Genomic DNA, 19050 nt, shown 5'->3' with positions numbered 1-19050 from the left:
TTCTATCTAATATTAAGATTTACCAATAAAAAGGTGAGCTACAATGAATACACAGTAGTTCACCTTTTTATATTGTAATAGTACAAAATATTTTTTTAATATAAAGTTAGGAGGCGTTATTAATATGACAATATCTTTTTTATCAGAAAATATATTTATAAAGTTAGTAATTTTAACTATATCATTTGATACATTATTAGGATGTTTAAGTGCAATAAAAAACCGTAAATTTAATTCTAGTCTTGGAATAGATGGAGGAATAAGAAAAGTAGCAATGATAGCATGTATATTTTTTTTATCTGTAGTTGACATTCTTACAAAGTTTAACTTTTTATTTATGTTCCCACAAGAATTGATTGATTTTTTAAAATTAAATCATCTTGGAATATCTGAGTTTTTTTCTATTCTGTTCATTTTATATGAAAGTGTAAGTATATTAAAAAATATGTATTTATGTGGATTACCAGTACCTAAGAAATTAAAGGATAAAATAGTATCTTTACTAGATGCAATGACAGATGAATTGAATGTTAAGGGGGGAAAATAAAAAATAATGGTAGATATAATAAAAATGCTAACAAAGAAAAAATGTTATCAAAATAAGAATAATCCTAGATTTATCGTAATCCATGAAACTGATAATGAGGATAAGGGATCAGATGCTAAGAGACATGCACATGTTATGGAACTACACTAGTATCAATATAGAAATATGTGTAAATCATGATGGAAATTATTCAAAAGCACGACAAAATACAATAGATTTAACAAAAATATTGATGAAAGATTTAAATATATCAAATGATAAAGTAATTAGACATTATGATGCTAAGAGAAAATATTGTCCTCGTAAGATGCTTGATAATCCAAAGTTATGGATAGATTTTAAGGATAAGATAAAAAATAGTGAGGGGGCAAATAAAATGATTAAACATACAGTAATTTGTTTCATCATATAATTATGCAAAAAATAAAAGTATAGATAACAGTTTTTTGAATGAACTAGCAGAGTTTTTTTCTTTACAGAAACACTTTTTATTCATAATAAAGTAAATATAAAAAAACTAGAAAATAATAAATTTAGTAGATACCCTTTATCTGAAGAACATTTAGATTCAAAACGTCTAAAATGTTTATGGAGAAATAACAAACCTGTAGCAGATGAATTTGTAAAGTATTTAGACAATCCAAATAATATAAGTAAAATATTAGAATACCTTGAAGAAGAAACTAAACAAATACCTTTATTTAAAGATCAATCTAACTTAGAAAACTATAGGCTTCTTTTTTTTAAAGACTTTATCCTAACTAAAGACCCTTATATAGCAATGATTAATGAAAAAATAGATAGTAATAAGAAAATAGGTAGAAATGAACGATGTTATTGTGGTAGTGGAAAAAAATATAAAAAATGTTGTGGAAAATGAAGTCACTAATTCAATATAACAATTAATCAAGAAATTATATAAAATAGCAACTTATATTTTTTATAAATTAATAAAAAGATATAAATTTGTATCAAAATCCACATTTTGTGGTATAATAAAAGCAAGAAGGACTATACTTTATTTGCTGTAGAGTAGAGTCCAGAAATTATTGATTATTCTTTTTGAACTTAACTTTTAGTTCAAAACTAAAGCTACTCTTTCGCACAGAGTGGCTTTTTACTTTTTTGTTTAACTTACTAATTAAGTAAATTATTACACTAGCTGCTAAACTTGCTAAAACACTAAGTAAAAACTCGTTCATACTTTCACCTCCTCCCTTTTAGGAAGTTGGTTTTTATCTTTAGTATGAACTCCACTCTTAAAATATAGTTTTAATCTTCTTGCTTCTATAATTATATCATAAAGTTTTGGAAATTAATAACTATAGTTCTTATAATACAAATCTATCTATTTATTTCAATTTCAAGCCCTATAAATACAACAAGTAATGTAATATACTTTCACAACCCAAAAGTCTTTACAATCTAATCTAAGAGCTTTTATAAATATAATGTATTTATTTAAAATCAAAATCATTAAACCCATCAAAATAAGTAATGTAAATATTTTTAGTCGTTTTTTTATCGCAACAGCTTATCATATTTTTTTATTTTGTCAAAACCAGTATAAATTTTTTTTAGCCTAAGAACATTGGCCAAAAAAAGTTTATACTTAGCAGAGCTTTTTGACAAACTAATGCAAATATGAAATCTTCAGCTCAACAAAAAAACAACTCGACTTTTTAATTCTTATAATTAATTTTTATGGAGGTAAGATGATGATAAAATTCTTAGTTGGGAAAACTTATGAAACAAGTAGTATTTGTGATAGAGATTGTAAATTCAAAATTAAAATTATAAGTAGAACAGAAAAGACACTTGTATATGAAGAGGAAGATGGAAACAGAAAAAGAACTAAAATTCACAAATTAGAAGATATAAACACTGAATTTGTAAGACTAGGCAATTATAGTATGGCTATTACATTTAAAGCTGATAGTAAATTAATTAATGATTGTATATAGCAGGGGAGGGAATAGTATGTATAATTCAAATACAAACAATAGATTAATTGAAATAAATACAAATAAATGTACTTTAAAAAATATAGAAATTGTATTAATGGAAAATTCAAAAGATTATATTAAGAATTTTAAAATAATATATTCTAAATTACTATCTCTACAATTGCAATCTGTATTATTACAATATCTTGATAACAATATTATTACAATCACTGATACATATTCAAGAACTTTAGAGTTATTAGATGAAGAACTATTAAAACAATATTTACATATAAAGCAACTTTCTAATGATAGTTTTGATTCTGAGGTATTAGAAAAATGTAAGTTTGAAAGTTATAAAATAAATAGAGATTTAATATCCAGTAAAATTTTTAGATTAATAAATAATGAAATAGATTATATATCATTAGAAAATTTTTAAAGGAGATATAAACTATTATGAAAAAAAATAAAATCAGTTTTAGACAATGGTTCAAATTTTATCTTATTGGATGTTCATGCATCTGTATAATTATAAGTTTATTTATGTTAATATATTTTGATTCAAATAGAGTTGAAACAATAGAAACTAATTCAGCATATAATTTTATAGAAAGTAAAATTCCAACTAATGCAAAATATCAAGGATACAAAAAAAATCATACTAATGCTAAAACAGTAATTTATTATAGTTATAAAGATGCAATACATACAGTAGAATTATATCATCCAAATAATATTAAAGAAGTAAATTGGAATGAAGTTACAGATATTAAATTTGATTAATATAAAATAAAATATATATGATAAAAGCCTAGAAAAATACTTCTAGGTTTTTTATTATATTCCCAGCAAAAATCAACCGATTTATTTAGCTTTTAAATACGTTCTTTTTCTTTCCATTTACGATTATACATTTTTTAATTAAAATTACTTACAACAGCCGTTAAATATCTTATAGTAGCAAATCACTTATTTTTAATGAAATATTATAATAAAATTCAAATTTAATTGGAAATAGAACCATATTAGTATAAATAAAAAATTTTGTAATCATACAAATAAAAAAAATAATATCTAAAAGATATTCTATATTAAATAGATATACAAAACTTATCTTTGTAAATAGAAAATAATTAAAAGATATTTTACATCAAATAATTATAAATAATTTATATGGTTATACAGACAAAAATAATAATATCTAAAAGATATTCTATATTAAATAGATATATAAAACTTATCTTTGTAAATAGAAAATAATTAAAAGATATTTTACATCAAATAATTATAAATAATTTATATGGTTATACAGACAAAAATAATAATATCTAAAAGATATTCTATATTAAATAGATATATAAAACTTATCTTTGTAAATAGAAAACAATTTAAAAATATCCTATTAGATAAACATATGGGAGGTGAAAGTACCATTAAGAATACTAAACAATTAGATAAGCATGTGGGAGGTAATAACATGAGTAAGAATACTAAACAATCAGATAAACATATGGGAGGTAATAACATGAGTAAGAATACTAAACAATTAGATAGTTGTAAGAAAAGTTATAAAATGAAAAATAAGCAAAATAATAAATCTAAAACAAAAAATCAGATAAATAAAATTGACTATAATAAACGTATGTTTTATTTTAGCATAATAAGCTCAATTGTTACTTGGTTGCTTATGTTCTTTAATTAAAATATTTACAAATAGGATTATAAGAAAGATGGTGAGTCGTTGTAATATTCACCATTTTTCTTGTACTTTTGAAACATTTATTTAGTATTTTTTCTATCTGCTCTTTTTATTGTTCCACCCTCATAAACTTTTATCCACTCATATAAAGTAGTTCTACCAATACCTAAAATTTTGGCTACTTCTTTTCTTTTTAAACTTCCATCCAATATTTTTAAGTAGTATTTAACAAATTCTTTGTTACTATCTAAAGATTCTTTGGTTATTGCTTGTCTACCAAACCATCTACCACTTTTTGTATTAATTTTACCAGTGATTTTCTTATCTTCTTTTAATTGGTCTATTTTTTGTTGTGTTCTTTCTTGTATTGTTTCTCTCTCCATTTCTGCAACTGCACCAAAAATTCCTAATAATAATTTATAAGTATTATTACTGGTGTCTATACCTTCTTTTAGTATTTTTACTCTTACACCTTTAGCAATTAAAACATCTATTATATCAATCAAATCTTTTAAACTTCTTCCTAATCGACTTATTGATTCACAGTATACAATATCTCCACTTCTTACACTTAATAACATTTCATTTAGAGCAGGTCTATCTTTATTTGCACCTGTCATTTTATCTCTATATACTTTATTGAATTTTATCCCTTCATTTTCTAATATACGTTCTTGTCTACTATTATTTTGTTTTTTTGTACTTACTCTTTCATATCCAACTATCATATAAATTTTACTCCTTTATTATTTTTATTATAGTTATAGTATAACATTATATTTTATGTATGGTTAAACTATTCTTTCAATTTTCCATCTACCGAACTTATTTTTATATAGTTTTTCAATTATTTCAACAATAAAATACCAAATTTTATTAAGTTTGGTTAAACATTGGTTTTTCCGAACTTAAATATTTATATAATTCTTAATATTATATAAAATACAAATATATTAAGTTTTTACTTATGCTATTTCTAAATTACTATAGTCATATAATTAATTATTTAATCTAATATTATCTATAATATTTTTCAACATGTATATAGTTTTTTATTTTATTTTTTATTTTTCTAAAGATTGAGTTTTCAAACTTCATATTATCTATATCTTGTATTAGCCAGAAATGTTTATCTCCTTCTAAACAATTATAATTATTTTCAATTTTTTCATATTCATCATCATCATTGTCATTATATTCATATGAATAGCTTATCCAGCTATCGCAATTAACACTGGTCTGATTAAAACCTACTGCAATATATTCATCATTGTTTAAAATTCTTTTTAAAATATCTGCTTGTTCTCTTAAATTTGTTTTACCTTTAAAATTTCTATATACTTCTATTACCTCTTTTAAATTTTCCTTTTTTATTAATGCCTCATCAAATGTAGAACCTAAAACAATTCTATCTTCTCTTGATAATCTCTTATCTTTATACAAATTAAACAATTCATCTACATCATTATCATTCAAGAAATTTATTTCTCGTCTCATATATTTCTTGCTTAATATTCTCCATACTGATAAAGCTCCTAAAAATGGATTTTCAACTGTATCATAACATTCAGCTATACCATTTCTTTTAAAACCTATTATTTGTATACAACTCATTTCAATCACCTCTTTCCAGTACTATAAAATTTTTTATCTTTCTAACTCTTCTCTCTTTACTACATTTTTATCTTTTTTAATTATATATGATAATTTTTCTTTACAATTTGCCAAATCAATACATCCACTAAAAAATTCTTTCTTACATGCTTTATCAAGAAATATTGATATTTTTATTTCTTCGCTGCAATTATATTTCTCTGATAATGCACTAATTAGTTCTTCTGCATCTTCAAATTTATATACATCATTTTTATTAATTTCATTAAATGATGAATTAAATTTTACATATGTATTACTTCTTAAAAATTTTCTTTCTCCTATTTCCATAGAATCTTTTACTATGCTTGTTAAATGTTCATATTCTGAATATTCACCGATTGAAGCCACTAATGAATCTCTAACATATTCTGAGTATACCTTAAATATTTCACTATCCATGTGAAATCCTTGTTCTTTTGCAAATTGTACAGAAAATGTCATTATTGTTCTAGTATTTCCTTCTCTAAAAGCATGAACCTTCCATAAATTTGAGATTTTCTTAGAAAACAACTCTGATCTTTCATCTAAATCTAATTCTTTCCACTCAATGTTTTTTAATTCTTCTATAGCCTTGTTGGCTTCTTTTTCTACTTGTGTGTAATCACAATATTCGACACTCATACCATTTAACACTTTTTCACTTTTTTCAATATTAATTTTTCTTGGTTCACCTGCCCAATCATATATATCTCCAAATATATGTTTATGAACATCTTTTATATAATCGAAGTTAAATTCTCTATTTTGCATAACTTCATCTATATTTAAAAATTTAGTATAAGTAATAAAACTTTCAAAATCCTCCAATTGGTTTTTGTCTTTTATATCAAGTTTATTTTTAAGTACAGAAGTGTTTTTATATAAATATATATCTTCCATATTAATTACCTCTTTTGCTATATCTTTTTTTATACATCTCAAGAACTTCTTTTTGTATTTCTAATATTTCTTTTTCACCTTCTACATATTTGTTTACTATCGCTTTCATTTCTTTAGTAGGTTCTTTGGAATCAATCATACATAAACCTAATGCACTAGCAGCTATTTCTTTTCTTTCTTTTTTAGTTGTATTCTTAATTGAATAATCTTTCATAAAATATCCTCCTACTTTATTTTGTCTTTTTTTATTACTATTTTACTTTTATATATGCTTTCATCTTTATATAACTGTATAGAAACGTGTGGAGACTCTATTTTTACATTCATATTTTCTAACCAATCCAAAGGTACACTAAGTTTTGGTATTATAGCCCCCTTTCCATTACTATTAAAAAGCATAAGTTTTTCTATTGATTCTAATTCAATTTCAGCATTTTTCCTAATATCATCAAATTCAATCATATTATCATTTAATATCCATATCTCATTTTCATTAGACTCATTTTCAATTAAATACAAAACAACACCTGGATTTTCTTCTGTAACTCCTATACATTCAGTCCAATTAGAAGGTATATTTAATCTACCAACACTTTTAAGAAAGTATATGGTTCTTTTTTTTTCATTTGCATATTTATAATTTTCTATATTAAGTTTTTTCATTATCTTATTTAAAATTCTTTGGGAAGGCATTTCTCCTTTTTCAATTTTAATAACAGTATTCAAGGACACATCTAAGTAGACTGCAAATTGTATTTGATTTAGTCCTAATTCATGTTTTTTATAATTTATCTGTTTAATTATATCCATTTTTTAACCACCTCTTTTTACTTTTTAGCTTTAATATCTGTATTAACCTTGTCGGCAACAGACACTTTAACTTTTTTATTTTTCTAATAGCAATAATAATTCTATATTAAAATACATTTTTATTCTAGCTATTAGAAACACTATGCTACGCATTACGTTAAATAAAAAAATCAAAGTGTAAACTTTTTTGTTATCCTTTTATATATTAAATAGTTTTCTATCAATCTATTGCTTAAAAAGATGTGTCCCTAGGGGACACACCTTTTTGTCCATCTTTTATTTTACATGTATTTTTATTGTCGATTCTAACCCTTCAAATAATCTGCGTAATGATTCTATATTTTTTAATATTTCTTCATCTGATGGTATATTTTTCATTAAAGATGTAACTCTTATAACATCTGATTTTAATTTAGTTAAAGTTATTTTTGTCTCATATATAGCTTTTTTCTCTCTATCATCAAACTCTTTATTTTCTAATTCTTTTTTTAGTTTTTCATTTTCTAATTTTATTGATTCATTTTCAGTTCTTAATTTTTTCTTTTCACTTTCAAAGTCTTTCATTATCTTTTCTGATTTTATCTTAATTTCTTCCTCAACTTGCGATATAATTTTTTCATTTTCTTTCTGTAGGTTTTCTAGTGCATTTTCTAACTCATTTTTTTCATCCTTATATTGGATTTCTAATGCTCTCTTTTCATCCTCAAATTTCTTTAATTCATCAAGATATGCCTCTTGCTCTTTTTCACTCTTTCCTTCCATTTCTTCTTTTACTTCTAGTATTTTTTTATTAATATTCTCTGTCGCATCTTTTAATTTAATATCTTTTTCTTTATTTTCATTTTCAAGTAGTTTTATCTTTTCTAAATATTCTTTCGATAAAAGTTCCTTTTCTTCTTCCACTTCTTTAAATTGTTTTTTTATTCTATTTGCTTCACTTTTAGTTATATCTATCTTATTTTTAATTAAATCATATACCAAATTTTGTTGCTCTTCTGTTAATGTAGCAAATTCACTAGCATTTGCAATAGTTAATTCTTCTGTTTCTATAAGTTCTTTCAATTTTGGTATTAGTTTCTGATTAATAGTTGTATATCTTTGAACTTGTGTAGGTTTTAATCCTATATCTTTTGCAACAAAATCTCTTAATGCCCCTTTTGTACCTTCTTTTTTCTTTTTCAGTGCATGTAATTCTGTTAATCTTTCAACTTGTTTTAACTTCTCTACCTCTGTTAACTCTCTACTTTGTGCATTTGATTGTATTAATACTATTTCACTATCTATATCATCTAAATTTTCAATCTTACAAGGAATAAAAGAATATTGCTTATGTCCTTGTTCCACTAATAATTTATGTGCTTGGTAACGTCTTTCACCACTTAAAAGCTCATATTTATCATCTTTTTGTCTAACTACAATATTATGATGTAAGCCATTCTCTTTTATATCATTTGCAAGAGTTTCTATCTCTCTAATTCCATAAAAGTTTTTTTCATTTGTAATGATGTTATCTATATGTATAGGTTCTATTTTAAACTGTTCTTGTTCTTTTAATTCAGCTTTTTGAACCTCATTTTTTATATTTTCTAATTTAGTTACTGCATTATTTTTCATAAAATTTTTAGCCATATAAAATCCTCCATTTTCCAATTATAAATTTAATTCTCTTGCTAAACTATAATAATCTTTACTTGCATTTGAATTCTTTTTATAAGATACAACTGGCATACATTCAAAAGTTGATTCTGGCACAGTTACATTTTTTCTTATACTCACATTCAAAAGAATATCTCCTAGAAATTCTTTTAATCCTTCTTTTACTTGCTTATTTACAGTTGTAGGTTCATCCCTAGTTACAAAACAACCTCTTATTGTTAAATTAGGATTAAATTCTTCTTTAATTTCATTAATTTTTTGCATTAAATCATTTACACCATCAATTGTATATCTATCAATTACGAGTGGAACTAATACTTCATCACTGGCATGTAAGACATTTGTTGTTATTAAATTCCACGCAGGAGGACAATCTATGATACAATAATCATAAATATCTCCAACTTGTTCTAAAGCTTTCTTTAATCTATCATGTTGCTTTCTTCCCATATCAAGCAATATTTCTCTTTCTGAATAAGAAAATCGTATATCTGATGGTATCAAATCAATATTATCAAACTCTGTTCTTATTATTACCTCACCAGTTGACATACCTTTTTTAGTTAGTAACTCTGCTATTGTATAATCTTTATGATTATAGTTTTCAGATGTATTTGATAGGTTAGCTTGTGGGTCTGCATCTACCATTAATACTTTATATCCCTTTTCAGCTAAAATTGCTGAAAGATTTATAGTTGTTGTAGTTTTACCTACACCACCTTTTATATTATAAACACATATAGTTTTCATTTTTAAATCTCCTTTTTATATTGATTTTTCTTAATTTTTATCTTATACTTATATTAGAATAATTAAATAAAACCGAGCAAAGTTTATTTAATTAAAATGGTGTCCTTTAAGGGCACTTTTTTATTTTTAAATTTAATCTTTTCCATTAGTAATCTATTTTCCTCCTTTTTAAATATTAATTTTACTAATTATTACTCTTCCCCCTCTCTATATTTATATTATATCATAAAATACACTTTTTAGCAATCTTTTTATTGTACTTTATGTTATAATTATATATAATAAGTATTATCCAAAAGAAAAGTAAGGGGATATTTTATGAAATTTAACTTTTATGGTATTACAGAAAATATATTAGATGAACTTAGTTATAAATCAAAGTTAGGAAAAAGTCTAAAAAATACTTTAACTATAAGGCGAAATTCCTCTTACTCACCGTAGGAGGTGGAGGATGTAAGTCCAATCAATAAATTGTTTTTCACCTTGATTTGTCGTATACTAATAATACGTTTAGAACTTTTCAAACTGAATATATAAGGTTGGTACTAGAAAAGGTTAGTACCATAAAATATTCAACCAATCGCCACATATAGATGGAGCGAAAACCAAGCCATGAAATCTATATGTTTAGTTCATTCACAATCCAACGAGGGTGACTCTTGCCGAGAGAAAAGTCGGTATTATTAGTGTTGATACACCAACCGAAGGAACTTCGGAGTTAGCTTGGTGATACTGATAACAATAGTTATCTTGACCAAGAAGCCACCACTTCAAATTAGCCATAGGTTAATTAAGTGTATGGTAGTTCACGAAAGTTTAATAAAGATGATATATTAATAAAGAAATAAGAAATATAAGTAGATACTTAAATAGTAGAAATAGATTTTAAATTTCCTGTTTCATATAGAATAAAATCTTATCATTCATGTTTGATTAAATATGATAAATATTATCCAAACATGGAATTAAATAAATGTTTTAATGATTTATTGGGAATAAGAATAATAGTAGATAGTTATTACGAATTATTTGAACAAGATTTATCTTCTTTTAGATTAGCAGATATGAGAACTGGAAAAACTAACGATGATGGATACAGAGGAATTCATCTGTATTATCAAAAATCAAATTTTCATTATCCAATCGAATTACAAATAAATACTAAAGTAGATAGACAGATAAATGATTTGTTACATATGTATATCTATAAACATACAAAAAATAATTCAATTGGAAAAGAAGTTAGGAGATTATTTGATGAAGGTAACTTTAAAAATACACAAGAATTTAAGGGAGTGATAGAAGATGTGTTACGTAATAGCGAAGAAATTTAATAACATAGGTTGTCTAGCTTTAAGAACTGAACAAGGAGACAAACTTGGTGCATTAACAGAGTACTTATCACTTGCTACATTAGAAAAAAATGTACAAATAGTGGTTCTAGGCGATATAAGGTCATATAGAGAATATGAACCATATAGACTTTTAGATGATGAGGGCGATTTTATATCTCAGGTTCTTAAAATGTAACTAAATTTAATATGATAAAACAGACTCAATAAGTCTGTTTTATTGTATTTAGGAGATGATGATTTGATAGAAAAACAATTATTTTATAATAATACTAATAAAAAAATTCAAATGTATTATGATTTAAATTATAAGTTTTATAACAGTCTTGATGATATGCGTTATAAAAAAAACATAAGTATTGAAAAAGTCAGAATTAAGACATATTTAGCACAATTAGAATATAGCTTTAAAATAATTAAATATGCTTTAATTTCATTTTATATAAGTTATATATGTTCTATATGTTTTATTTCTATAATGTATAGTAATTTTAATTTATTATATAATATTTTATTTATTTTAGCGACATTAGCTATATTTTGTATATATATAACTAAATTACATAATAAAAATATTTTTTATCTAACTGCTCTTGAAGCATTAGAAAATATTAACAACAGAAAACTCTATAGAGTAAAGTAATTATTGAAAGATTAAAATAGTGATAAATAAAAAATAATTTAATTTAAAAACAAAGATTCTATTCAAATACATAATAGTAATCTTTGTTTTTTTGTTATTCATTTCTAATATCAAAGTAAAGAATTTACTTTTAAGTAATGTATTACCCTATTGTTTTTGCCACCTCAGCTTATCATATTTTTTTAGTATGTCAAAACCAGTGTAAAATTTTTTTAGCCTAAAAACATTGGCCAAAAAAATTTTACACTTAGCAAAGCTTTTTGACAAACTAACTCAAATATGAAATCTTCAGCTCAACAAAAACAACTCACGAGTTGATATTTAGGAGGTTCTTAATATGGAAAAAGTTGAAATTGTAAAGGTAAAACTTGTTAAGGAAAAAGATTTATTTGTAAACAATATACACATAAAAGAACCAAAAGATTCTTATAAAGTAATATCAAATTTTTTAGATAATCCTGACAGAGAACATTTTATAATATTGGGATTAAGTACTAATAATAAAATTTGCGTTATATCTACTATATCAATTGGTACATTAAATTCTAGTTTAGTTCATCCAAGAGAAGTATTTAAAATAGCAATTTTAAGTAATTGTAGCAAAATTATAATTTCACATAATCATCCATCAGGCGATTGTACACCATCACCAGATGATGAAATCATAACAAATCGTTTAATACATGCAGGTGATTTATTAGGTATACATATACTAGACCATATTATTGTTTCAAATAAATCTTATTTTTCATTTCAAGAAAATAAACTTCTATTTTAAAATTGTTATTAAAAACCTAATCTAAAGTGGCTATTATAGTCTCTTTAGATATAAAACTTAAAAATCTTAATTAATAAGGTGGTAATTAAAAATGAACAGTATTGTAAACTATAAAGATAGAGGTAGCTTTGGCAAAAACAATTACAGAGGTAATACAAGTGGAAAAATTATTTTAGACTTACATAAAGTATATAAATTTAATGAAATTAGTGATTATATGTCTGGTTCTTTTACAACAAAAGATGTAGCAAATTATTTAAATATATCATCAAATTGTTATGATTTAAATATTGGATTTGATTTAATTGACAATGACATTAAAGAAAGAAATGAATTCATTTTTTGGCATCCTCCATATTGGGATATAGTAAAATTTTCAGGAAATGTGTATGGAAATCAAATACTAAAAAATGATTTATCTCATATAAAAGATTATTATGAATTTATAAAAAAATTGAATTTTTGCTTAACAAAACAATTTAATACGCTTGAAAGAGGTGGAAGAATAGCTATTTTAATGGCAGATGTTAAAAAAAACAAGAAACTTTACTCTATGCTATTAGATATAAATAAGCTTGGTACTACAGAACAAATTATTATAAAACAGCAAAACAATTGTATGAGTGATAATAGAATATATTCAAATAACAATTTCATTAAAATATGTCATGAATACATTTTGATATTAAGAAAAGATAATCCTCTTATAATTCAATTTAGTATAACTAAATCTGATTATTTTGACATAAGAAATAGTCTCAAAATCACATGGAAAGATTTAGTTGCTAATGTTCTAGAAAGTCTAGATAAAAAAGCGTATTTAAATGAAATATACACTAAAATAGAGGGACATAAAAAATGTGATTCAAACAAAAACTGGAAAGAAAAAATTAGACAGACGCTTCAAGAAAATGAAATATTTTATAGAATTGATAGAGGTTTATGGGGTCTAACATAGTAATTAAAAAAGTGTCCCCTGGGGACATAAAAATATATATATTAAAAATTCAATGCTTCCTTTACAACCTATAATATGTAATTCGTATAATTACTATCCATTAGGGAACACTCCTAGTATACATAGCATATTATTAAAAGAAAACATTCTTTATAAATAACGTAAATTTTATGATGTGTATAGGAAGGTGCATAATGGATTTAGATAAAATATATATTATAATTGGAAAGAGAATAAAAAATTTTAGAAAAAAATTAGGCTATAGTCAAAAAACATTAGCTGAAAAAGTTGGCGTAGCTTATACATATATCGGTCAAATTGAACGTGGAGAAAAAAAGGCATCTTTTCATAGTCTTTTGAAAATAGCAAATGCTTTAGAAATGCCACTAGAAATTTTACTTGAAAATATTATATTAAACGATGAAGAAGTTGAAACAGTATCTTCTGAGTGCTATGAATTGATTGATGCTTTACCATTGAAAGAACAAAAAATTATGCTTAAATTAATAAAAGAAATAATTGAATATGGAGAAGTATCAAAATAGAAATTTAATAAAAAAAAGATGTCATTAGATTAATTTAGACATCTTTTTTTATTTTATGATAAAATATATATAGTATATATTTTATAAACTTACTATCTGTAGGTAGTATAAAAGGAGTTTAATATGATAAAAATAGAAGCTAAAAATGGTAAGAAAGTTATAAAAAAAAAATAGAAGTTGAATACATAGATTTCAATGTAAATAAAAATGGGGAGTGGATAAAGGAGAATGTATCAGCTTATAAGCTAAAACAGTTATTATCTGATGATAATATTGAGTCTTTATATTATCTACATCAAAAAGGCAAAAAATTTGAGCTTTTCATAGAAAAACATTTACCTTTATCTATTAGAAACTCTACATTTTATATTTATGCTTTTTGTCCAGATTTATTTATATTTGATAAGAAACATTTATTAGAACTAATCAGTAAAGCAAATATAAAAATTTCTCCTAGTTTAATTTGCTTTGAAAGTGCAAGAAAAATAATAAAAATTCAAAAATTTTTATTTCCTAGACATTGGACAAATTACATGAAATTAGTATGGTTAAAAAATAATAATTATCTACATCTAGTTAATACAAGAGTTACATTTATGAAAAATGTAGTTATATGTAAATACTACATAAATAAACATAAAAATTATATATATAACTACTAACTTTAAAGTATAGTTCTAGAAGAAAGGATTACAATTATATGTCTATACAAAAAATACCAGAATCCGAACTTAAAGTAATAAAGTTTATTTGGGAAATAAATGATATAGTTACATCTAAAATAGTAACTGAAACTATGAGAAAGAAATATAACTGGAAAACAACAACTACACTTACTCTTTTAAAAAAGCTTGTTGAAAAGCATTTTTTAGATGCAGAAAGAATAAATAGATTGACACATTATAGAATATTAATAACTAAAGAAGAATATATAAAATTTGCGACAAGAAAATTTTTAGATGATATACATGACGGCTCAATAGAAAGTTTAATTAAAACTTTGCTTGTTATATCTTAAAACTCAAAAAAATAAGAAAAAGGGTGTCTCAAAATGAAATTTTTAATTCATGAGGTACTCTTTTTTGTATAAAATCAAATATATTTTCATCATTTCAACAATGAAAAATAGGCTTATATCTATTTTGAAACAGCTCCTTCTTTAACTATAAGGCGAAATTCCTCTTACTCACCGTAGGAGGTGGAGGATGTAAGTCCAATCAATAAATTGTTTTTCACCTTGATTTGTCGTATACTAATAATACGTTTAGAACTTTTCAAACTGAATATATAAGGTTGGTACTAGAAAAGGTTAGTACCATAAAATATTCAACCAATCGCCACATATAAGATGGAGCGAAAACCAAGCTAAGTGTATGGTAGTTCACTTAACATAAATTTAATATTAAGTTACATATTATTCTTCATATATAAGATATCTGCTACTTTCTTCAATTTTTATAATATGTTTTAAAAATTCTTTAATTTCATTTTGATTTACACCTACAAATTCGTGTGTGATTAAACATTTTTCAATGTGCGTAGAATATTTTTCTATTAATTTGTATAAAAATGGTCTAATATATGCACTAAGGTCATTTGTTTCATTTTTTCCACTTAAACTATTTATATATATTAAAATATTTTTTATATTTTCTATATTTTCTTTTTTTCTTTTATTATCCATCGGGTAATCAAGTACAAATTTCAAAGTTACTTCTATATTTGAAGTTATTCCATTACATGTAGAACTCCATATGTCAAAATACAAACTAGAGCCGATTATTTCTTTATGTAAAACTGCATAACCATTTGCGTGATCTGCAAAACTTATACCTAACATGCCATCGTTAATTTTTTCAACTTCATTTTCTATCATTTCAACATTTTTTTTATTAACTTTTAAATCTAATATTGTACTAAATTTTATATCCATTTTTCAAGCCTCCATTTATTTCTTATATACTTTAATTATAACAGTTATTTATGTGCTTCTTTAAAAAAGTTTTTCATCTTTACTTACTCCCTTAGTTTTCACTAAACTTAGGGAGTATAGTCAAAACTTGTTATTTTCAAAACTCAAAAAAAAATAAAAAAGGGTCTATCACACTAAAAAATAGTGCGACAGCCCTTTTTCTGTAGAAATAATGTAATGTCAAAAAGCTATGTAAAGATATTTTTTATTATAAGTAAAATACTTCACTATGTTTTTTTTCGCAACAGCATAGACTATATTTTTTTTATTGTCAAAACCGACTAAAAAAATATTAATATAAACAACATCTTAATATTTTTTAGTCTAGTAAACTTTTTGACAAACAAAAAATATAGTCTATTTAATGCTCAACAAAAAAACAACTCACGTTTGTATATCATAAATTATTAGTTTTTGAAATTTAAGGGGGAAAATAATATGATTATAAGAGGATTAATAGGTTACAGAACTACAAAAGAGAGAGATACTAAAAATAAGGTGTTTGGAATTTATAATCAGTATGATAGTCATTTTACTGGTATAGGATTAGACATCTTAGAAATATACAACAATAACTCTAAAGAAAATTTTATTGATATGTTTAAATCAAAATTAGTTTAAATAACGAAAACTTGTTGAACTATTCAGATTTTTTATTAGATGGAATTTGTGAATATGCTTATCTTTATAATATACAAACTGATGAATTAGAAGTTTATGAATCTATAGCAAATAAGCCTTATTTTAAAAATCAACCAAAGGATGATACAGATTGTTATTTAAATTTAGTTTTTATAGTGAATAGAAAAAATGTTTTTTTCATTTTAAACTTATTTTATCTTTCTTTAGATTTAGGTAATGATATGCTAATTGAAATGTATATGAACGAATCGAAAGGTATAATAAATGGCATGAAATAACCTACCTTTATAGCAATATCTAACTGAAATATAATTTATATTTCAGTTAGATAAATAAAATAATTTAATAGGAGAATAAGAATGATAAATCCATCTGAATATTATATAGAAATAAATGATATTGAAAAATACACTGTTCCAACTATATTCACATTTACCTGGTAAAGAAGTGTATTATAATCATTACATTCAAGATGAAAAGGAATCTAATTCTTTACAAAATTTATGTGATATAAAAAATAAATTTTAAAAAATACGTACTAAATTTAAAGCACAAATGCGAGAAGAAAATTTACTATAATATTAATTTTGGAGGATAAAATGATACCTCATAATAAAAAGATTGAAACTTATTTCATTGATGGAATTGAATATTATAAAAGCAATCATAGGATGGTGTATAATAAAGAATTTCATAGCAGACATGGAAAAACTTGGAGCATGGAGGAATTAAGCTATTTATGTAAAATGCGACCTTCTATGAACTGGAAAGATTTGAGTATGGCACTTGAAAGAACTCAAAGTACTTGCATGAGTAAATATAATGAATTGAAAAAATTTAATAAAATAGATTTTTACAAAAATATATAAATATGCGAAATCTAAATTTAATAAATTAAATATTTTAGGAGGTATTAATAATGGAAGTATATATTGTATCTGAAACTTTTGGAGAACACTCTATTGAAACTAATGTTATTGGAATAGCTTCATCAAAAGAAGAATTGAATAAATGCATTATAAAAATGGAAAAAGAAAATATAATTAATACAAATTTAGAAATAAATCTTAAATCAAATATAGATATAGATATATTAAATAAAAATATAGACTTTATTAAAATAGAAAAAGTAGAGTTAAATATATTTAACTGCTAATAATAAATATACATAGCTCTAATATTATTAAATAAAACACATTAAATTTTAACTATAAGGCGAAATTCTTCTTACTCACCGTAGGAGGTGGAGGATGTAAGTCCAATCAATAAATTGTTTTTCACCTTGATTTGTCGTATACTAATAATACGTTTAGAACTTTTCAAACTGAATATATAAGGTTGGTACTAGAAAAGGTTAGTACCATAAAATATTCAACCAATCGCCACATATAGATGGAGCGAAAACCAAGCCATGAAATCTATATGTTTAGTTCATTCACAATCCAACGAGGGTGACTTTTGCCGAGAGAAAAGTCGGTATTATTAGTGTTGATACACCAACCGAAGGAACTTCGGAGTTAGCTTGGTGATACTGATAACAATAGTTATCTTGACCAAGAAGCCACCATTTCAAATGTTAATTAAGTATATGGTTAGTTCACATGATGTAATTATGATATAAGGAGTGATATTATGGCTACAGCAAGAAATATTATAAATGAATTCTATGATTTAGATGAAAATGAAAAGGAAGAAGTAATAAAAGAACTTTTAAATTTTAATGCAAAAAAAAATCTTGATAAAATGATGGATGATACAATAGATGATAATATTGAAGCTCTAAGAAAGTTGGCTGAATAATGTATATTTCATTAACATTAGATGAAATTTTAAAATATCATCAAAGAATAATAATTAAAAGTGGTGGCTCTCAAGGTGTTAAAGATATAAAATTATTAGATAGTGCTCTTAATAGGGCAAATGCAACTTTTTCTGGAGTTGACCTATATAAAACAATTGAAGAAAAAATATCAGTTACAACACATAGTTTAATAAGTAACCATTGTTTTATTGACGGGAATAAAAGAATTGGTATTTCTACAATGGTTTTATTATGTAAATTAAATGAAATTTCAATAGAATATTCTCAAAGTGAACTTGTTACATTAGGATTAGAAATTGCTTCTAACATTGCTGATGAAACACATATTCTTGATTGGATAAAAAAACATAAACAATAAAAAAAGATGTCCCCTGGGGACATCTTTTTTTATT

The 19050-nt window shown here is 23.9% G+C and carries 29 protein-coding genes and 1 pseudogene; 21 read left to right on the top strand and 9 right to left on the bottom strand.

What is annotated here, in order from left to right:
• Nucleotides 1–47 precede the first annotated feature (47 nt).
• From KGF52_RS05175 to KGF52_RS21595, 4 genes and pseudogenes are all read left to right on the top strand, one after another.
• A pseudogene (locus KGF52_RS05175) lies at nt 48–547 on the top strand (phage holin family protein).
• A 24-nt stretch (nt 548–571) separates the two neighbouring features.
• Nucleotides 572–697: a hypothetical protein gene (locus tag KGF52_RS21375; RefSeq protein ID WP_255646293.1), complete on the top strand. Its 126-nt coding sequence runs from the start codon at nt 572–574 to the stop codon at nt 695–697.
• Nucleotides 678–959, top strand: coding sequence for an N-acetylmuramoyl-L-alanine amidase (locus KGF52_RS05170; protein WP_255646292.1), 282 nt, complete (start codon nt 678–680; stop codon nt 957–959). Before KGF52_RS21375 ends, KGF52_RS05170 begins: the two co-directional genes overlap by 20 nt.
• A gap of 369 nt (nt 960–1328) precedes the next feature.
• Nucleotides 1329–1427 carry an SEC-C metal-binding domain-containing protein gene (locus KGF52_RS21595; protein ID WP_227839368.1) on the top strand — a complete coding sequence of 33 codons (99 nt, stop codon included), beginning with the start codon at nt 1329–1331 and terminating at the stop codon, nt 1425–1427.
• 166 nt (nt 1428–1593) lie between these two features.
• Here KGF52_RS21595 and KGF52_RS05160 read toward each other — a convergent pair whose 3' ends face one another.
• On the bottom strand, nt 1594–1749 hold the full coding sequence (locus tag KGF52_RS05160; protein ID WP_032512355.1) for a type I toxin-antitoxin system toxin: 156 nt from the start codon (nt 1747–1749) through the stop codon (nt 1594–1596).
• A gap of 516 nt (nt 1750–2265) precedes the next feature.
• Between KGF52_RS05160 and KGF52_RS05155 the strand changes: the two genes are divergently transcribed.
• The 4 genes from KGF52_RS05155 (at nt 2266) to KGF52_RS05140 (ending at nt 4198) form a co-directional block, all read left to right on the top strand.
• Complete coding sequence (locus tag KGF52_RS05155) at nt 2266–2511, top strand: hypothetical protein (protein ID WP_227839367.1); 246 nt, start codon at nt 2266–2268, stop codon at nt 2509–2511.
• 16 nt (nt 2512–2527) lie between these two features.
• Entirely contained in the window at nt 2528–2935 is a 408-nt protein-coding gene (locus KGF52_RS05150) for a hypothetical protein (protein WP_227839366.1), read from the top strand.
• 17 nt (nt 2936–2952) lie between these two features.
• Nucleotides 2953–3279, top strand: coding sequence for a hypothetical protein (locus tag KGF52_RS05145; protein ID WP_227839365.1), 327 nt, complete (start codon nt 2953–2955; stop codon nt 3277–3279).
• A 694-nt stretch (nt 3280–3973) separates the two neighbouring features.
• Nucleotides 3974–4198 carry a hypothetical protein gene (locus KGF52_RS05140; RefSeq protein ID WP_227839364.1) on the top strand — a complete coding sequence of 75 codons (225 nt, stop codon included), beginning with the start codon at nt 3974–3976 and terminating at the stop codon, nt 4196–4198.
• Nucleotides 4199–4275: 77 nt separating this feature from the next.
• Here KGF52_RS05140 and KGF52_RS05135 read toward each other — a convergent pair whose 3' ends face one another.
• The 7 genes from KGF52_RS05135 to KGF52_RS05105 form a co-directional block, all read right to left on the bottom strand.
• Entirely contained in the window at nt 4276–4923 is a 648-nt protein-coding gene (locus tag KGF52_RS05135; RefSeq protein WP_227839363.1) for a recombinase family protein, read from the bottom strand.
• Between the two features lie 289 nt (nt 4924–5212).
• Nucleotides 5213–5809: a hypothetical protein gene (locus tag KGF52_RS05130; RefSeq protein ID WP_227839362.1), complete on the bottom strand. Its 597-nt coding sequence runs from the start codon at nt 5807–5809 to the stop codon at nt 5213–5215.
• Between the two features lie 33 nt (nt 5810–5842).
• Nucleotides 5843–6730 carry a Fic family protein gene (locus KGF52_RS05125; protein ID WP_227839361.1) on the bottom strand — a complete coding sequence of 296 codons (888 nt, stop codon included), beginning with the start codon at nt 6728–6730 and terminating at the stop codon, nt 5843–5845.
• Nucleotide 6731: 1 nt separating this feature from the next.
• The gene (locus tag KGF52_RS05120; RefSeq protein ID WP_227839360.1) at nt 6732–6944 is read right to left on the bottom strand and encodes an antitoxin VbhA family protein; all 213 of its coding nucleotides are present in this window, start codon (nt 6942–6944) and stop codon (nt 6732–6734) included.
• A gap of 11 nt (nt 6945–6955) precedes the next feature.
• A complete protein-coding gene (locus KGF52_RS05115) occupies nt 6956–7540 on the bottom strand; it encodes a helix-turn-helix domain-containing protein (RefSeq protein ID WP_227839359.1) in 585 nt (194 codons plus the stop codon).
• A 276-nt stretch (nt 7541–7816) separates the two neighbouring features.
• The gene (locus KGF52_RS05110; RefSeq protein WP_227839358.1) at nt 7817–9169 is read right to left on the bottom strand and encodes a ParB N-terminal domain-containing protein; all 1353 of its coding nucleotides are present in this window, start codon (nt 9167–9169) and stop codon (nt 7817–7819) included.
• A gap of 21 nt (nt 9170–9190) precedes the next feature.
• Nucleotides 9191–9946 (bottom strand): ParA family protein, encoded by a 756-nt coding sequence (locus tag KGF52_RS05105; RefSeq protein WP_227839357.1) that lies wholly within the window; start codon nt 9944–9946, stop codon nt 9191–9193.
• A 318-nt stretch (nt 9947–10264) separates the two neighbouring features.
• On the opposite strand from KGF52_RS05105, the gene KGF52_RS21370 reads away from it, so the two are divergent.
• From KGF52_RS21370 to KGF52_RS05075, 7 genes are all read left to right on the top strand, one after another.
• The gene (locus KGF52_RS21370; RefSeq protein WP_255646291.1) at nt 10265–10387 is read left to right on the top strand and encodes a hypothetical protein; all 123 of its coding nucleotides are present in this window, start codon (nt 10265–10267) and stop codon (nt 10385–10387) included.
• 428 nt (nt 10388–10815) lie between these two features.
• Entirely contained in the window at nt 10816–11280 is a 465-nt protein-coding gene (locus KGF52_RS05100) for a hypothetical protein (RefSeq protein WP_413927386.1), read from the top strand.
• Complete coding sequence (locus KGF52_RS05095) at nt 11252–11476, top strand: DUF6718 family protein (RefSeq protein WP_066024798.1); 225 nt, start codon at nt 11252–11254, stop codon at nt 11474–11476. Before KGF52_RS05100 ends, KGF52_RS05095 begins: the two co-directional genes overlap by 29 nt.
• A gap of 802 nt (nt 11477–12278) precedes the next feature.
• Nucleotides 12279–12719 (top strand): JAB domain-containing protein, encoded by a 441-nt coding sequence (locus KGF52_RS05090; protein ID WP_227839356.1) that lies wholly within the window; start codon nt 12279–12281, stop codon nt 12717–12719.
• Nucleotides 12720–12810: 91 nt separating this feature from the next.
• Entirely contained in the window at nt 12811–13677 is an 867-nt protein-coding gene (locus KGF52_RS05085) for a forkhead box transcription factor (RefSeq protein ID WP_227839355.1), read from the top strand.
• A gap of 194 nt (nt 13678–13871) precedes the next feature.
• Nucleotides 13872–14222, top strand: coding sequence for a helix-turn-helix domain-containing protein (locus tag KGF52_RS05080; protein ID WP_227839354.1), 351 nt, complete (start codon nt 13872–13874; stop codon nt 14220–14222).
• 700 nt (nt 14223–14922) lie between these two features.
• Nucleotides 14923–15240: a BlaI/MecI/CopY family transcriptional regulator gene (locus tag KGF52_RS05075; RefSeq protein WP_227839353.1), complete on the top strand. Its 318-nt coding sequence runs from the start codon at nt 14923–14925 to the stop codon at nt 15238–15240.
• 396 nt (nt 15241–15636) lie between these two features.
• Here KGF52_RS05075 and KGF52_RS05070 read toward each other — a convergent pair whose 3' ends face one another.
• A complete protein-coding gene (locus KGF52_RS05070) occupies nt 15637–16155 on the bottom strand; it encodes a hypothetical protein (protein ID WP_227839352.1) in 519 nt (172 codons plus the stop codon).
• Nucleotides 16156–16632: 477 nt separating this feature from the next.
• Between KGF52_RS05070 and KGF52_RS05065 the strand changes: the two genes are divergently transcribed.
• From KGF52_RS05065 to KGF52_RS05040, 6 genes are all read left to right on the top strand, one after another.
• Nucleotides 16633–16815 carry a hypothetical protein gene (locus tag KGF52_RS05065; protein ID WP_227839351.1) on the top strand — a complete coding sequence of 61 codons (183 nt, stop codon included), beginning with the start codon at nt 16633–16635 and terminating at the stop codon, nt 16813–16815.
• 14 nt (nt 16816–16829) lie between these two features.
• A complete protein-coding gene (locus KGF52_RS05060; RefSeq protein ID WP_227839350.1) occupies nt 16830–17114 on the top strand; it encodes a hypothetical protein in 285 nt (94 codons plus the stop codon).
• A gap of 321 nt (nt 17115–17435) precedes the next feature.
• Nucleotides 17436–17705: a hypothetical protein gene (locus KGF52_RS05055; RefSeq protein WP_227839349.1), complete on the top strand. Its 270-nt coding sequence runs from the start codon at nt 17436–17438 to the stop codon at nt 17703–17705.
• Nucleotides 17706–17755: 50 nt separating this feature from the next.
• On the top strand, nt 17756–17992 hold the full coding sequence (locus tag KGF52_RS05050) for a hypothetical protein (protein WP_227839348.1): 237 nt from the start codon (nt 17756–17758) through the stop codon (nt 17990–17992).
• Between the two features lie 476 nt (nt 17993–18468).
• A complete protein-coding gene (locus tag KGF52_RS05045) occupies nt 18469–18636 on the top strand; it encodes a hypothetical protein (protein WP_227839347.1) in 168 nt (55 codons plus the stop codon).
• Complete coding sequence (locus KGF52_RS05040) at nt 18636–19016, top strand: type II toxin-antitoxin system death-on-curing family toxin (RefSeq protein ID WP_227839346.1); 381 nt, start codon at nt 18636–18638, stop codon at nt 19014–19016. The genes KGF52_RS05045 and KGF52_RS05040 overlap by 1 nt, the downstream gene beginning before the upstream one ends.
• Nucleotides 19017–19050: the final 34 nt, after the last annotated feature.

Source organism: Clostridioides sp. ZZV15-6597, from assembly GCF_020657815.1.
Lineage (GTDB): Bacteria > Bacillota > Clostridia > Peptostreptococcales > Peptostreptococcaceae > Clostridioides.
This window is presented reverse-complemented; position numbering and strand designations above follow the sequence as displayed.

Excerpts from the sequence above, each read along its gene's own strand:
- KGF52_RS21375 (WP_255646293.1), top strand. The coding sequence starts at position 572 with ATGCTAACAAAGAAAAAATGTTATCAAAATAAGAATAATCCTAGATTT.
- KGF52_RS05170 (WP_255646292.1), top strand. The coding sequence starts at position 678 with ATGTTATGGAACTACACTAGTATCAATATAGAAATATGTGTAAATCAT.
- KGF52_RS21595 (WP_227839368.1), top strand. The coding sequence starts at position 1,329 with ATGATTAATGAAAAAATAGATAGTAATAAGAAAATAGGTAGAAATGAA.
- KGF52_RS05160 (WP_032512355.1), bottom strand. The coding sequence starts at position 1,749 with ATGAACGAGTTTTTACTTAGTGTTTTAGCAAGTTTAGCAGCTAGTGTA.
- KGF52_RS05155 (WP_227839367.1), top strand. The coding sequence starts at position 2,266 with ATGATAAAATTCTTAGTTGGGAAAACTTATGAAACAAGTAGTATTTGT.
- KGF52_RS05150 (WP_227839366.1), top strand. The coding sequence starts at position 2,528 with ATGTATAATTCAAATACAAACAATAGATTAATTGAAATAAATACAAAT.
- KGF52_RS05145 (WP_227839365.1), top strand. The coding sequence starts at position 2,953 with ATGAAAAAAAATAAAATCAGTTTTAGACAATGGTTCAAATTTTATCTT.
- KGF52_RS05140 (WP_227839364.1), top strand. The coding sequence starts at position 3,974 with ATGAGTAAGAATACTAAACAATCAGATAAACATATGGGAGGTAATAAC.
- KGF52_RS05135 (WP_227839363.1), bottom strand. The coding sequence starts at position 4,923 with ATGATAGTTGGATATGAAAGAGTAAGTACAAAAAAACAAAATAATAGT.
- KGF52_RS05130 (WP_227839362.1), bottom strand. The coding sequence starts at position 5,809 with ATGAGTTGTATACAAATAATAGGTTTTAAAAGAAATGGTATAGCTGAA.
- KGF52_RS05125 (WP_227839361.1), bottom strand. The coding sequence starts at position 6,730 with ATGGAAGATATATATTTATATAAAAACACTTCTGTACTTAAAAATAAA.
- KGF52_RS05120 (WP_227839360.1), bottom strand. The coding sequence starts at position 6,944 with ATGAAAGATTATTCAATTAAGAATACAACTAAAAAAGAAAGAAAAGAA.
- KGF52_RS05115 (WP_227839359.1), bottom strand. The coding sequence starts at position 7,540 with ATGGATATAATTAAACAGATAAATTATAAAAAACATGAATTAGGACTA.
- KGF52_RS05110 (WP_227839358.1), bottom strand. The coding sequence starts at position 9,169 with ATGGCTAAAAATTTTATGAAAAATAATGCAGTAACTAAATTAGAAAAT.
- KGF52_RS05105 (WP_227839357.1), bottom strand. The coding sequence starts at position 9,946 with ATGAAAACTATATGTGTTTATAATATAAAAGGTGGTGTAGGTAAAACT.
- KGF52_RS21370 (WP_255646291.1), top strand. The coding sequence starts at position 10,265 with ATGAAATTTAACTTTTATGGTATTACAGAAAATATATTAGATGAACTT.
- KGF52_RS05095 (WP_066024798.1), top strand. The coding sequence starts at position 11,252 with ATGTGTTACGTAATAGCGAAGAAATTTAATAACATAGGTTGTCTAGCT.
- KGF52_RS05090 (WP_227839356.1), top strand. The coding sequence starts at position 12,279 with ATGGAAAAAGTTGAAATTGTAAAGGTAAAACTTGTTAAGGAAAAAGAT.
- KGF52_RS05085 (WP_227839355.1), top strand. The coding sequence starts at position 12,811 with ATGAACAGTATTGTAAACTATAAAGATAGAGGTAGCTTTGGCAAAAAC.
- KGF52_RS05080 (WP_227839354.1), top strand. The coding sequence starts at position 13,872 with ATGGATTTAGATAAAATATATATTATAATTGGAAAGAGAATAAAAAAT.
- KGF52_RS05075 (WP_227839353.1), top strand. The coding sequence starts at position 14,923 with ATGTCTATACAAAAAATACCAGAATCCGAACTTAAAGTAATAAAGTTT.
- KGF52_RS05070 (WP_227839352.1), bottom strand. The coding sequence starts at position 16,155 with ATGGATATAAAATTTAGTACAATATTAGATTTAAAAGTTAATAAAAAA.
- KGF52_RS05065 (WP_227839351.1), top strand. The coding sequence starts at position 16,633 with ATGATTATAAGAGGATTAATAGGTTACAGAACTACAAAAGAGAGAGAT.
- KGF52_RS05055 (WP_227839349.1), top strand. The coding sequence starts at position 17,436 with ATGATACCTCATAATAAAAAGATTGAAACTTATTTCATTGATGGAATT.
- KGF52_RS05050 (WP_227839348.1), top strand. The coding sequence starts at position 17,756 with ATGGAAGTATATATTGTATCTGAAACTTTTGGAGAACACTCTATTGAA.
- KGF52_RS05045 (WP_227839347.1), top strand. The coding sequence starts at position 18,469 with ATGGCTACAGCAAGAAATATTATAAATGAATTCTATGATTTAGATGAA.
- KGF52_RS05040 (WP_227839346.1), top strand. The coding sequence starts at position 18,636 with ATGTATATTTCATTAACATTAGATGAAATTTTAAAATATCATCAAAGA.